The following is a 14,016-nucleotide window of genomic DNA, read 5'->3' as shown; positions in this document are numbered from 1 at the left end:
CGCCCCCTAACGCGCCCATTACGGTAATGTAATTAAAAGACTTAATGCTCGAAATCTGGAACACTAACGGGCCTAATGTCCCAAATTTCGAGCATTAACAGACGCGCCGCCTACACCACGAGTTTCGGGAAGGCGATTTCGAAACGGGCGCCGCCGGCGGGGTTGTTGGAGGCACGCAGGGTGCCGCCCTGGGCGGAGACGAGGGCCTGGGCCAACGAGAGCCCGATGCCGAACCCGGCGGGCTGACGAGCGTCGTTGCCGTTGTCGTCGGCCCAGGGGCGACCAAGGTCGCCCCCTACGGGATCAACCTGCATCCTGTCGGTCGGATCGGTATTTTCCAAACGGGACGGTTTTGATCGAATCCCCTCAGCCGGATCGAAGCCTTCTGTAGGGGGCGACTTCAGTCGCCCCTCGGGCGCAAGCTCGGGAGATGCCGGGACGAGACCTCTTCCTCGGTAGAAGCGCTCGAAGATGTGGGGCAGATCCTCCGGGGCGATGCCGGGGCCGGTGTCGGAAACGGCAATAGTGGTGGCCAGGGCGTCCTCGCTCACGGCCACGGTCACCGTGCCACCGGGAGGGGTGTGCTCCATGCAGTTCTTCGCGATGTTCTCCACGGCCTCGGCAGTCCACGGCGCATCGCCCTGGAAGGTGGCGGTCTCGTCCAATTCCAGCACGAGATTCACGTCGCGCAGATCCATGGCGGTGGCCAGAGGCGCCACCGCCCGGCGCGCTACCTCGGCGCCCCGCACCTCGCGCTGCTCCACGTGCATGGCGCCGGCATCCACCTTCGCGATCTTCAGCAGCGTGGTCACGAGCCACGAGACGCGCTCGATCATCGATTCCAGCTCGCGCACGGCGCGTTTGCGCTCGCGGGCATCGTCGGCGCGCTCCACCACGGGCAGCATGAGGGTGATGGCCGTGAGCGGCGTGCGAATCTGGTGGGACACGTCGGCCAGAGAATCGGCCAGCGCGTTGCGCTCGCGGGACAGCTGGTCGCGGGTGCGCGAAAGGCGCGACACCATCTTCGACAGCTCGTTGGCGAGCACCGCCACGTCGCCCTCACGGCAGTTCGAGAAGCCCACCGTGTGGCCCGAATGCAGCACCTCGTCGATCTCCTCGGCGAGCCGGCGAATCTGGCGGTGGCGGTACAGCGACACGACGAGGAACACCGCCAGCAGCACCGCGCCCGTGCCGGCGACCCACGGCTTCGCCTCGCTCGGCGCCGCCCACGCGAGCACGGCCATGAGCGCCACCATGACCGCGCACTGGCGCAACAGCGTCGATGCGGAGCCCACGCTACTCGCCCCCTCGTGCCGCGGCGGCGCACTCCATCAGCCACACGACGCACTCCATCGACCGCACGGCCTCAGACCACCGAACTCGCGCCATCGCCCCTACTCCCCCACCTTGTAGCCAAGACCGCGCACGGTGACGATGAGTTCAGGCTCGGCCGGGTCGGTCTCCACCTTCTCGCGCAGGCGTTTCACATACACGTTCAGCGCGTTGTCCGACACGTACTCCCCGGCGCTGTCCCAAATAGCGTCGCGCAGGTTCTCACGGGTGACGAGCTTGCCCGCATGCTGCAAAAAATACAGCAGCAGCCGGTACTCCAGCGCCGAGAGAAACACCTCGCGGCCGTCCTTGGTCACGGCCGCCGAGGCTACGTCGAGCCTCACGTCGCCGACGGTGAGCACGTTGGAGGCCGGGGCCGTGCGCCGCAGCGCTCCGCGGATGCGCGAGATGAGCTCCCGGGCGCGGAAGGGCTTGGCGATGTAGTCGACGGCCCCCATATCGAGCCCCGCCACCGTGGAGTACTCGTCGTCGGAGGCGGTGAGGAAGATGACGGGCATCTCGGGCGCCGTCTCCCGCGCGGCCGCGCACACAGCGAACCCGTTGCCCTGGGCCAGCGTCACATCAAGCAGCGCAATGTCGAAGTCGTCAGCCGCCAGCGCCGCACACGCTCCGTCCTGGGTCGCGCATGACCGCACGGCAAAGCCCTCCCCTTCCAAAAGGTCGGTCAGCGCCAGCACGATGGCATGATCGTCCTCAACCAGCAGAACCCGCATGATGCCCCTTTCCACGCGCACGTCGCCGCAGTCAGCACCTGAGCCACTGCGCCCGATGCCCTTTCTCGTTCGCCACCATGATAGCGTCCTATTATGGGAAACCGCGCCCGAACGGCAAGAAAGCAAGTCTCCTTACGAATTCGTAATCAGCTGCAATGGAGACCTCAGCACCTGTGCTATCGAAGCCTACGCCATCTCATCAGAACGCTCGCTATTCCCCTCTTCAGAAAAGGCACACCCGATAAGGATGCCATTTTTTCGAGTTGTTAGAGTTGTCAGCATTAAAAGCAAGACCATTCCGCCCCTGGCTGCTCTCGGTTTTTGCCCCATCACGCAAAACCCCAGGTCGTCAAAAGCCTAAACCGGCAGCGCACGACCGCTGCTTCGCGCAAAACTCTAACAACTCAAAATTTTCGTCCAAAACGGCGCTGCCTCTATTCCAGATGCGCAGCTACCACTTCCACGAGGCGCTCGGCTACGGCGCGTTTGCTCATGAGGGGCAGAAGCACGTCGTCGCCTTCCGTGACGAGCCACACCTCGTTGTTGTCGGTGCCGAAGGCGAGGCCGTCGCCCACCTGGTTGGCCACGATCATGTCGGCGTTCTTCTTCTGGAGCTTGGCGTGGGCGTTCATGAGCACGTCGTTGGTCTCGGCGGCGAAGCCCACCACGTACTGGTCGGGGCGCTTGCCCGCGGCCAAAGTAGCCAAGATGTCGGGGTTCTCCGTGAGAGGCACATTGGCAAGCGCCGCATCGTCACGGCCCTTCTTCAGCTTGCGATCGGCCGGATTCGCCGGACGCAGATCGGCCACAGCGGCGGCGAAAATGGCGGCATCGGCGGCCGGGAACACGGATGCGGCAGCGGCCAGCATATCGCGGGCCGTCTTCACGGGCACCACTTCCACGCCGGTGGGCGCGGCAAGGGCCACCGGCCCCGACACGAGCACCACCCGCGCGCCGGCGGCCGCGGCGGCCTCGGCGATGGCGTAACCCATCTTGCCCGAGGAATAGTTGGAGATGTAGCGCACCGAATCGATGGGCTCCACCGTGGGGCCCGCCGTCACGAGCACCGTGCGGCCAGCAAGCGCGCCCGCGGGCATGGTGGCCGCGCCGTCGGCCACGGCGCCGGGCTGCGGGGCGTCGGTAGGAATGGGAGCAGAAGCGGATTCGGCGCAGCGCTCGGGATGACGCGAAGAGGCAGCGCTGATCTGCTCCATCACGGCTGCGAACGGCACTTCGCCGTGCTGCTCGCAGGCCTCGCTCAGAGCGTCCAGCCCCACGCGCTCGGCCAGAAGTCCCAGCGTCTCGCGCACGATGACAGCGGGATCGGCCAAACGACCGCGACCCACATCGCCGCAGGCCAGATAGCCCGCGCCCCCTTCGATGAAGCGCACGCCCCGGCGGCGCAGCGTGGCCATGTTCTCCTGGGTGGCCGCCGCCTCGTACATATGCACGTTGGCCGCCGGCGCGATGGCCAGCGTCGCCGTGGTCGCCAGGGCCGTCGTGGAAAGCAAGTCGTCGGCAATGCCGCAGGCCACCTTCGCCATTACGTTGGCCGTGCACGGCGCGATAAGGAACACGTCGCATTCCTGAGCGAGCGAAATATGGTGAATGGGATCGGACGGATCGTCGAACAGATCCACCGCCACTTTCTCGTGAGTGAGCGCCCGGAAGGTCACGGGATCGACGAAGTGCGTGCCGTGCTCGGTCATGACCACCTTCACCCGCACGCCCGCCTTCTGCAGCCCGCGCACGATTTCCCCGGCCTTGTAGGCCGCAATGCACCCGGTCACTCCCACCAATACGCAAGGCCGCTCCGCACTCATCGCCCTCTCCTTCCAAGAAGTTTTCCGCCTATTATAGGCGAACCAACTGGCTAATTCGAATCGCATCAGCCAGCGAAGGAGAACGCCCTCTCGGCGATCTCTTATCGCCCTACGGAGAATGCGGCCGTTAAGAAGCAGATTCTACTTCAGCAGCAACGATGTCGGGATGGTACCGACCCATGTGCGTCATCTTCTCTGCTTCTTTTGCCGCATTCGCAGCAGGATCAAGCGATAAGCGGGCGACGAGAGGGCGTTCTCCTTCGCCACCCGCATTACCGAGTTGCTACATATTCACGCAGTGGATCTTCTCGCCACGCTCGAGGTAGGCCATGACTTCCTCCACGGCCATCTTGGCGCAGTTGTCCTCGGCCTCGGCGGTGGAGGCGCCCAGATGCGGGATGACGATGGCGCGCTCCATCTTCACGACGGCCGGGTTGGCGAAGTCGGTCACATACGCGGCCACCTTGCCGGACTCAAGCGCCTCGGCCATGGCGACGTCGTCGACCAGCACATCGCGGGAGAAGTTCAGGAACACGACGCCGTCCTTCATCTGAGCGATGGCGTCGGCGTTGATCATGCCCTTGGTGGCGGGCAGCGCCGGCACGTGGATGGTGATGAAGTCGCTCTCCTTGAGCACCTTCGGCAGGTCGGCGAACTCCACCGTCGGGGAAATCTGCTCGTGCACGGTGATCTCGTCCATGGCCGGATCGTAGCCGACGACCTTCATGCCCAGCGCCTCGGCGGACTGCGCCACCAGCTTGCCGATGGCCCCCAGACCAATGACGCCCAGCGTCTTGCCAAGAATCTCGCCGCCGGCGAACTGCTTCTTGGCCTTCTCGGCGGCCTTGCCCACGTTCTCGTCGTCGGCGTTGTCGCGCACCCACGCCACGCCGCCGATGATGTCGCGGCTCGCCAGCAGCATGCCGGCCAGCACGAGCTCCTTCACGGCGTTGGCGTTGGCGCCCGGCGTGTTGAAGACGGCGATGCCGGCCTCGGCGAACTTGTCCAGGGGGATGTTGTTCACGCCAGCGCCGGCGCGGGCCACGGCCTTCAGGTTCGCGGGCACTTCCATCTCGTGCATGTCGGCGGAGCGCACGAGGATGGCGTCGGCCTCGTCGATGTTCTCGGTGACCTCATAGTTGTCGGTGAGCAGGGCCAGGCCCTCAGGAGAGATGTTGTTCAGGCAGTAGATCTTGTACACGAAAAGCTCCTTTCAGTAGGCATCCCCAGCATACCGCGAACTTTAGCGCGCTAAAGCAACAGTTGCGCTGACGGAGAAAAAGCGGTTTCGTGCGGCGGCGCACGCGGGTGGTGGCGCATGCGTGCGGCGGCGCGCAAGGGCGGCGGCGCATGCGGGTGGCGGCGCGAGGGTCGGCGGCGCGCAAGGGCGGCAGAAGCCCCGGCCCCCTACGCGTTGGCGTGGTGCACGTAGTCGCAAATGCGCGCGGTAAGCGAGCGCTCCGCCGCCGCAAACGCCTCGGCGCAGTCGCAGCCTTCCTCGACGCGCTGTTCGGCCTCGCGGATGTAGTGCAGCGTCGTCGTGAGCACCATGCCCACCACGGCCACCGCCTCGAACGCCGCATCGATATCGCCGCGAATGCTGCCCTCGCGCTGCCCGCGCTCGATCTGCCCGCGCAGCACCGCCAGCAGGCGCTCCTCCAAAGCGCGCATCGGCTCGGACCATTCGCGCCCGCGCCGCCACAACTCCGACACGAGGATGCGCCCGAATCCGGCGTTGCGGAAAATAGTCGCGGCGAAAGAATCCATCATGGCCGTAAGGGCTTCCACGGCCGAAGGGGCCTTACCGGCGATAGCCACAAAGTCGTCGACGATCTCGCCAATGCCCTCCACGAGGATGCAGGTGGCGATATCGGCCTTGCTGGAGAAGTGGTAGTAGGCCACGCCCTTCGAAACGCCCGCCACCTCCACGATGCGCTCCACCGTCGTGTCTGCGTAGCCGCGTTCGGAAATGACCTCGATCGCCGCATCCAGCAATTGGCGCCGGGTGGCGTCCGCCTTGCTCGTTCTCCCCTTCTGCTGGGCCATGCCCCACCTTCCCGCCCGCGCAACCGACAATGCCGCGTGCAAAACGCCTCGACCGGCTCCGCGCCGTCGGGCAACCACTCATTTTGGTCATCGCAGCGCAGCTGCGGCCATTAATCTCTCATCAACGAGGAGAGACGCTGCTGCGATGATAATACCGGGCTCCCGCAAGACCGGGCGCCCCGGCGAAAGACTCACCAAATCCCTTGAATTCCTGACTTATTTACTTAGTGTAAATAGACACCTTATCCCTGCTTGAAGCTACTTTTTCGGCCAATTTCAACCATTTGATTTCCCTTAGGGAAAACTCCTGTTACAATGCCCCCGTCATGAGGAGGACGAGAAAGGCTCGAGTCGTGACCGCCAAGATCATCGAATTTCCCGGCCAATGGTGGCGTGCGCCCGAAGCGACCCCGTGCGAGGGGGTCTTTTCGAATGCTGCGCTCACCCTCGTTATCGGGCCGGCGGACGACTCCTCCCCGCAGTGCAGCGCCTTCATGAGCGCCGACGAGACCCTTGCCGACCTGCATCGGCTCATCATCCAGCACTTCGGGTGGGACGACGCCCACAACTACTTCTTCAGCCAGGGCTGCGACCGCTACGAGGATCCGTTGCTGTTCGCCACCCAAGATCGCGTCTCGGCCCGCTGCCGCCGCATCTACTGCGCCGCCGACGTGCCGCTGAGCCGCGTGTTCAGCCGTCCAGAGGCGCCGCTCTACTATACCTACGCGCTGCCGAATGGCCGCGAACTGAAAATCGTCCTCGACGACACCGTCGCCTTGAAGCTATTCGGCTGAACCGCCCCGCAGCGCCTCGTCGCGCAGCGGCTCCGACGTTCCCGTGCGCTTAAACGCGTGCTTGCCGGCCAGCAGCGGCGGAGCCTTCCGCACCCAAATGGAACCGAGGCGCAAGCCCAGCAGGCGGGCGCGCGACCGAATGGCCTCGGAGTACGCCTCCACGATCGGCTTTGTCTGCGCCACGTCATCCACGTAAAGAAGCAGCCGATAGCGCTTCTCCCCCTGTCGCTTGCCATCCCGAACTGCCGTCTCGCCGCTTAGTCCCGCGGCGAACATCTCCCGCACCGAGGCACCGCGAACCTTCTCGAGAAGAGCCCAGGCCAGCTCGGTGTCCTCGAAGACGAGAAACACGGCCCGCTTCACGATATCCAAGGCCCGCGCCTCGTCCTGGTACTTGAGCCCGTCACGGTTGCCGGGAACGCGGGCGCTCTCCCCTTCCTCCCACAATTCCGGAAACAGCCGCCGCTGGCGCATATCCCATTTCGCAGGGAAGAAGCGCAGCTCGTTGACGGCGAAGCCCTCTTGCTCCAGATTCATGAGCAGTACCGACTGCCAGGCGTCCACCTCGGTGCGCGCCATGGCGTCGTCCAGATACATGCCGAAGACCCACCAGTCCTTATGGCGGTCGGGCCCTTTGCGGGGGCGCTCGTCCTTGGCGATGTAGATGCCGTTGGTGTGCATGAGGACGAACCGCCCCACATCCGGGCGCAAACGCCACGTGCGCTCCACGGCGGCGCGGAAGCGATCCTTGTTCCGCGAGCGCTTGAGAGCTGCGGCGGCTTCAGGACCCCAACCGGCAATGGTTCGATCCAGTTCGGTGCCTAGCGTCTGCACAAGCGCCCCCTCACGTCAGATCTCCGGAATCGTTCAGCGATACCGCCTCGCCGGCCGTGTCCACGGGCAGGCGCAAAAGCGCCGCGTAGAAGTCCTTCGTGCGGGCGAGCACCTCGCGGATGCTGTAGGCCCGCTGGTTATCGTAGGCCCCCTTGTCGCAGGGCACGCCCCACGCCTGCATGCCCAGACAATCGGCAGCGAACATGGCGCGATACAGATGGTAGGCCTGGGTGGCCACGATGATGCGGTCCGCCCCGAACACGTGCCGCGCCCGCCACATCGACTCGTAGGTGGTGTTGCCCGCATGGTCTACGTACACGTCCTCGCTCGGCACGCCCAATTCAACGCAGTACGCCTTCATGGCGTCGGACTCGTTGTAATGGGAGGTGCGGTTGTCGCCGCTGACGATGATGGCCCGGGCCGCACCGCTCTTGTACAAGTCGCAGGCCACTTCCAGCCGATCGGCCAAAATATCGCTCGGCGTGCCGTCGGCGTACACGCTGGCCCCCAGCACCACCACGGCATCGGCGGCATCGCCGGCCAGCGCCGTCGCCGCGCCTTCCACGGTAACCACCCGATCGCGCGTCGTGACCACGGTGACCACGTTGGCCACGCCCACGATGAGCACCGCCAGCGCGCAGACGGCCAGCAGCACGCAAGCGCACCAGCGCCACCAGGGCACGGGTCGGGCGTTGTCGCGGGCCACAGGCCACCTCCTTCGTAGCATCGGAAAAGCGGGGTACACTATAGCAAAAATTCAAACTTGTCCAGTGGTGCGGGAAGTCATCCCTGATAAAGTTGGTATACTACACAAGTTGAGAAACCGTTTCCTCGTTGTTACGGCAACGACACGTTGAGCAACTCCAAAGGACGCGCGCCATGTACCATTGCCCGGTGACTTTCTATCTCGTGGGCCTGCCCGACGAGATCGCACGCATTATCGAAGATGCGCAGCCGCAGCCAAGCTTTACGCACCATTTCACGCGCAGCGATGAGCCCGAAGAGGCGCTCACCGCCCAGGCCAGCGCCATTTTCGCCGATGCCACGGGCCACGATGCCACCGCCTGGGCCCGCGTCTTCGCCGCTCACCGGCAGGCCACCACAACGGTCACCCTCATCGTCTCCCACGACCAAGCGCCCGCCGTCGAGCCCTACTTCAACGACATCGCCGACCTGTGGATCGCGCCCTTGAGCGCCGCCGAGGCATCCTGGCGCTTCAACCATTGGCAGCGCGCCTGCAAGCGCTACGCCGACTCCTGGGAGACGAGCCAGTATTTGGAAGCCACCATCAACTCTATTCCGTCGCTTGTATGGTACAAGTCCAAGGACGGCATCCACCACAAGGTCAACGACGCCTTCTGCGCCACGGTGAACAAGACCAAAGAACAGGTGCAGGGCCGCGGGCACGCCTACATCTGGGACGTGGAAGCCGACGATCCCGCCTGCATTGAATCGGAGCGCCGGGTCATGGCCGCCAAGTCCACCATTGTCTCGGAGGAGACCGTGCAGACCAGCGATGGCACGCGCCTGCTCACCACGTACAAGTCGCCCCTCTACAACATCGACGGCTCGGTCATGGGCACCGTCGGCGTGGGCATCGACGTCACCCAGGAACGCGCCTACGAGGACGAGATCGTCGAGAAGAACCACACCATGGAAACCATCTTCACCACCATGGATTGCGGCGTCATCACCCATTCGCTCGACGGCACGCGCCTGCTCGGCATCAACCAGGCGGCCCTGGACATTTTGGGCTACGATTCGGCGGAAGACCTCATGGCCGCCGGCTTCGACATGGTGGCCCCCTCGGTCGTCGACGAGGACGCCGGGAAGATGCGCGAATCAATCGCTACCCTGAAGAACGTCGGCGACTCGGTGAGCACCGAGTACCGCGTGCGCCACGACAACGGCGACATCGTGCACGTCATGGGCAACGTGAAGCTCATCGAAAGCGATGGCGAGCTGCTCTTGCAGCGTTACCTGCTCGATTACACGGACAAGAAAAAGGAAGAAGTGCGCAAGGAGCGCCGCCAGCGCGATCTCATCCAGGCGCTTTCCGAGGACTACCTGCTCGTATGCTCCTTCAGCCTGGACACCAAAGCGGGCGAGGCCCTGCGCGTCAGCGGCGACAGGCTTCGCAAGTTGGACGAGCTGTTCGCCGGCGAGCTCAATCTCGACAGTTGCCTCGGCGGATACATCAATGAAGCTGTCGTGGAAGAGGACCAGGCCATGCTGCGCGACGCGCTTTCGGCGGAAAGCCTCATCACGCGCCTGACCGACGAGAGCCGTATCCATGTGAACTATCGCATCAACCACGGCGACGTTACGGAGTACTGCCAGGCCACCGTCGTGCGCGGCGGCGATTGGCCCCAAGCCCACAACATGGTGCTGGGCCTGCGCAGCGTCGACGTGCAAACTCGCGAGGAGATGAAGAAGAAGGCCCTGCTGGAAGAGGCACTGACCCAGGCCAACAAGGCCAACGCCGCCAAGAGCGCCTTCCTCTCGAACATGTCCCACGACATCCGCACGCCCATGAACGCCATCGTGGGCTTCACCACTCTGGCTGCCAGCCGCCTCGATCAGCCGGAGAAAGTGGAGGAGTACCTGAACAAGATCAAGTCCTCCAGCACGCATCTCTTGAGCCTCATCAACGACATTCTGGACATGAGCCACATCGAAAGCGGCAAGGTCTCACTGGATGAGCAGCCCTACAACCTCGTCGATCTTCTGGACGATCTCTACAGCATCATTCGGGCCGAGACGAGCGCGCGGCAACTGTACTTCTCCATCAATACCGAGAGCGTCCGCCACACCGAGGTGCGCTGCGACAAGCTGCGCATCAACCAGATTCTCTTGAACTTGCTGGGCAACGCCCTGAAGTTCACGAATCCCGGCGGATTCATCAAGGTGACGCTGGACGAGCTGCCCGGCGCGCCAGTCGGCTACGGGCGCTACCGCTTCACCGTGTCGGACACGGGTATTGGCATGAGCCCCGAATTCGTCGAGCACATCTTCGACCCCTTCGAGCGCGAGCGCACCTCCACCATCAGCGGCATCCAGGGCACCGGGCTCGGCATGTCCATCACGAAGAACCTCGTGGACATGATGCACGGCACTATTTCCGTGAAGAGCACCCAGGGCAAGGGCACCTCGTTCACCGTTGAGCTGACCTTGCAGCTGGCGTGCGAGGGCGCGACCGCAGCGGCCCAAGAGGCCAAGACCCAGCACGTCGACCCGAGCCACCGGCTGCGCCACAGCCGCATCCTGCTCGTGGACGACAACGACCTCAACCGCGAGATCGCCATCACCCTTCTAGAGGACGAGGGCTTCACCGTGGAATACGCCGTGAACGGCTGCGAGGCGGTGGAGAAGATCATGGACGCACCGTCGGGGCACTACCAGCTGGTGCTCATGGACGTGCAGATGCCGGTCATGAACGGCTATGAGGCCACCAAGGCCATCCGTCGCCTGAACGATCCGACCCGCGCACAAGTGCCCATCCTCGCCATGACCGCGGACGCCTTTGAGGAGGATCGCCAGAAGGCCCTGCGCAGCGGCATGAACGGCCACCTCACCAAGCCCGTCGAAATCGACAAGCTCTTCAAAGCTTTGGACGAACTGCTCAGCTAGCATCGCTCGCTGCGGGAGGGCGGACCCGCCCGCAGACCTCTGGGCGCCCTGCGGAGAACGCCGTTAGTTAAAGAAATAGCCCCACGTCAGCAGCAAGCGTGCTGGGATGAGGCTATCTTTTGTGCGTTCCTTCCGCTATTTCCTTTAACGGCGTTCGCAGCAGGATAAAGCGCCCAGCGGGCTGCGAGCGGGTTCGCTCTCCCGCAGCCCACGAGGAGTTGCAGCTACACCGCGACGATGTTCACCAGACGCCCGGGGACGTAGACTTCCTTCTTCACCGTCTTGCCCTCAAGGGCGGCGGCCACGGCCTCGCGGGCGGCGGCGAGCACCTCGGGCTCCGGAGCGTCGGCGGCCACGGTCACGCGGCCCTTGATCTTGCCGCAGATTTGCACGGCCAGCTCCACCTCGTCGGCGCGGGCCTGATCGGGATCGTATGCCGGCCACGGCTGGTCGTAGACGAAGCCCTCGCGGCCCAGCGCCTCGCGCCACAGCTCGTCGGCCAGATGGGGCGTGAACGGCGCCACGAGCTTCACCAGTACCTCGGCCACTTCCGCGTCGAGCGCGCGATGGTCTTCGCAGGCGGCGCGATCCTCGGGGCTGAACGCACGCAGGTACTCGCCGGCGGCGTTCGACAGCTCCATGATGGCGGCGATGGCGGTGTTGAAGTTGTTGCGCTCGATGTCGGCCGACACCTTCTCCACCACGCGATGGCGCTCACGAATGAGCTTCTTCGCCGCGGCCACGGCCGCCTCGTCAGCCGGCTTCTGCGCGAACAGCGTCTCGTCGCCGGCCTTGCCGCACAAGTCGTGCACCTGGCGCCACAGACGGTTCAGGAACTTGTACATGCCCGGCAGGCCGTCCTCGTTCCACAGCTTCTCCTTCTCGGGCGGCCCCAAGAACAAGATGTAGGCGCGCACGGCGTCGGCGCCGTATTCGGCGATCATCTCCTCCGGCGAGACCACGTTGCCCTTCGACTTGCTCATCACATCGCCGTGGGCGTCGAGCACCATGCCCTGGCACAACAGGTTCGTGAAGGGCTCGTCGAAGTCGAGCAGGCCGCAGTCGCGCAGCACCTTGGTAAAGAAGCGGCTGTAGAGCAGGTGCAGGATGGCGTGCTCGATGCCGCCGATGTACTGATCGACCGGCATCCAGGCGTTAGTCTTTTCCGGATTGAAGGGCGCGTGCACGTTGTGCGGGTCGGTGTAGCGCATGTAGTACCAGCTGGAGCACGTGAAGGTGTCCATGGTGTCGGTCTCGCGCTTGGCCGGGCCGCCGCAAACCGGGCAGGTGGTGTTCACGAACCCGGCATGGGTGGCCAGCGTCTCGCCGGCGGCCAGATCGATGTCCTCGGGCAGGCGCACGGGAAGATCTTCCTCGGGCACAGGCACCACGCCGCACTTCTCGCAGTGGATAGCGGGGATGGGGTTGCCCCAGTAGCGCTGGCGGCTGATAAGCCAGTCGCGCAGGCGAAACTCCACGGTGCGCTTGCCGCGACCCATCTCTTCCAGCGCGGCCACGATGGCTGCTTCGCCCTCGGAGTGCTTACCGCCGGTCATGCCCGTGTAGGGACCGGATTGCACGAGAACGCCCTCGGCGGCGTAGGCCTCCGGCCAGTCCACCGTGGTCACCACGCGGCCCTGCTCGTCCTTGAGCTGCGGGTACAGCGGGTCGTCCTCGGGCAGAATGATGGGGATGATGGGCAGATCGTACTTGCGGGCGAACTCGAAATCTCGCTGGTCGCCGCAGGGCACGGCCATGACGGCGCCGGTGCCGTAGTCGGCCACGATGTAGTCGCCCACCCACACGGGCACCTTCTCGCCATTGATGGGGTTCACCACGTAGCGACCGGTGAACGCGCCGTGCTTCTCATGGTCGCCCTGAGCGCGCTGGACGGCGGTCACCTTCTTGGCTGCCTCAACCAGCTCCATGACCGGCGCCTCGTATTCGGTGCCTTCCACGAGGCCGCGGAGCAGCTTGCTTTCCGGCGCCAGCAAGAAGAAGCTGCAGCCGAACAGCGTGTCGGCGCGGGTGGTGAACACGGTGATGATGTCGTCTTCCGTGGGCTCGGCCGGCGCGTTGCCGTCGCGGTCGCACAGGATGAAGTCCACGTTGGCGCCCTCGGAGCGGCCGATCCAGTTGGCCTGCTGCTGCTTCACGCGCTCGGGCCAGCCTTCCAGCTGATCCAGGTCGTCCAGCAGCTCCTGGGCGTAGTCGGTGATCTTGTAGTACCACTGGGTGAGGTCGCGCTTCTCCACCTCGGAGTCGCATCGCCAGCAGCGACCCTCGATGACCTGCTCGTTGGCGAGCACGGTGCCGCAGCTCGGACACCAGTTCACCGGCGAGTTGCGACGCTCCACGAGACCGCGCTCCCAGAACTTCAGGAAGATCCACTGGCCCCAGCGGTAGTACTCCGGATCGCACGCCACCACTTTGCGATCCCAGTCGTAGGAAAAGCCCATGCGGGAGAAGCTCTTCTTCTGGGTCTCGATGTTCTCGTAGGTCCAGATGGCCGGATGGCTGTGATGCTTGATGGCGGCGTTCTCCGCGGGCAGGCCGAAGGCGTCCCAGCCCATGGGATGCAGCACGTCGAAGCCCTGCATCTTGGAGTAGCGGGCCACCACGTCGCCATAGGTGTAGTTGCTCGCATGCCCCATGTGCATGTCGCCGGAGGGATACGGGAACATCTCCAGGACATACTTCTTGGGCGCATCGGAATTCTCCGGCACCGTGTACAGCCCGGCCTCTTCCCAGGCCAACTGCAAACGGGGCTCGATCTCATGGGGGTTGTAGGCTTTCATGGCACTCCCTCGAAAACGTGGCTTT

At 64.5% G+C, this 14,016-nt stretch carries 10 protein-coding genes; 2 read left to right on the top strand and 8 right to left on the bottom strand.

Going from position 1 to position 14,016, the window contains the following annotated elements; all coding sequences use genetic code 11:
* Positions 1 to 110: 110 nt before the first annotated feature.
* The 5 genes from NE591_RS01100 to NE591_RS01080 form a co-directional block, all read right to left on the bottom strand.
* Positions 111 to 1,295 carry a HAMP domain-containing sensor histidine kinase gene (locus tag NE591_RS01100; RefSeq protein WP_227070435.1) on the bottom strand — a complete coding sequence of 395 codons (1,185 nt, stop codon included), beginning with the start codon at positions 1,293 to 1,295 and terminating at the stop codon, positions 111 to 113.
* A 99-nt stretch (positions 1,296 to 1,394) separates the two neighbouring features.
* Entirely contained in the window at positions 1,395 to 2,066 is a 672-nt protein-coding gene (locus tag NE591_RS01095; protein ID WP_256156228.1) for a response regulator transcription factor, read from the bottom strand.
* A gap of 434 nt (positions 2,067 to 2,500) precedes the next feature.
* On the bottom strand, positions 2,501 to 3,889 hold the full coding sequence (locus NE591_RS01090; protein ID WP_256156227.1) for a phosphopantothenate--cysteine ligase family flavoprotein: 1,389 nt from the start codon (positions 3,887 to 3,889) through the stop codon (positions 2,501 to 2,503).
* A gap of 283 nt (positions 3,890 to 4,172) precedes the next feature.
* Entirely contained in the window at positions 4,173 to 5,090 is a 918-nt protein-coding gene (locus NE591_RS01085) for a 3-phosphoglycerate dehydrogenase (RefSeq protein WP_114539506.1), read from the bottom strand.
* A 206-nt stretch (positions 5,091 to 5,296) separates the two neighbouring features.
* The gene (locus tag NE591_RS01080; RefSeq protein WP_157012414.1) at positions 5,297 to 5,935 is read right to left on the bottom strand and encodes a TetR/AcrR family transcriptional regulator; all 639 of its coding nucleotides are present in this window, start codon (positions 5,933 to 5,935) and stop codon (positions 5,297 to 5,299) included.
* A 353-nt stretch (positions 5,936 to 6,288) separates the two neighbouring features.
* Between NE591_RS01080 and NE591_RS01075 the strand changes: the two genes are divergently transcribed.
* Positions 6,289 to 6,729 (top strand): plasmid pRiA4b ORF-3 family protein, encoded by a 441-nt coding sequence (locus NE591_RS01075; RefSeq protein ID WP_161127552.1) that lies wholly within the window; start codon positions 6,289 to 6,291, stop codon positions 6,727 to 6,729.
* Here NE591_RS01075 and NE591_RS01070 read toward each other — a convergent pair.
* On the bottom strand, positions 6,718 to 7,563 hold the full coding sequence (locus NE591_RS01070; RefSeq protein WP_256156226.1) for a hypothetical protein: 846 nt from the start codon (positions 7,561 to 7,563) through the stop codon (positions 6,718 to 6,720). The genes NE591_RS01075 and NE591_RS01070 overlap by 12 nt on opposite strands.
* Positions 7,564 to 7,573: 10 nt before the next feature.
* A complete protein-coding gene (locus NE591_RS01065; protein ID WP_223899881.1) occupies positions 7,574 to 8,269 on the bottom strand; it encodes a vancomycin high temperature exclusion protein in 696 nt (231 codons plus the stop codon).
* 173 nt (positions 8,270 to 8,442) lie between these two features.
* Here NE591_RS01065 and NE591_RS01060 point away from each other — a divergent pair, with 173 nt between their 5' ends.
* The gene (locus NE591_RS01060; RefSeq protein WP_256156225.1) at positions 8,443 to 11,193 is read left to right on the top strand and encodes a PAS domain-containing sensor histidine kinase; all 2,751 of its coding nucleotides are present in this window, start codon (positions 8,443 to 8,445) and stop codon (positions 11,191 to 11,193) included.
* 224 nt (positions 11,194 to 11,417) lie between these two features.
* Here the strand turns inward: NE591_RS01060 and leuS are convergent, their stop codons facing one another.
* Positions 11,418 to 13,991 (bottom strand): leucine--tRNA ligase, encoded by a 2,574-nt coding sequence (gene leuS / locus NE591_RS01055; protein ID WP_223899879.1) that lies wholly within the window; start codon positions 13,989 to 13,991, stop codon positions 11,418 to 11,420.
* Positions 13,992 to 14,016 lie beyond the last annotated feature (25 nt).

It is taken from the genome of Adlercreutzia sp. DFI.6.23, from assembly GCF_024462535.1.
In the GTDB taxonomy this organism is placed as follows: Bacteria; Actinomycetota; Coriobacteriia; order Coriobacteriales; family Eggerthellaceae; genus Adlercreutzia; species Adlercreutzia rubneri.
This window is presented reverse-complemented; position numbering and strand designations above follow the sequence as displayed.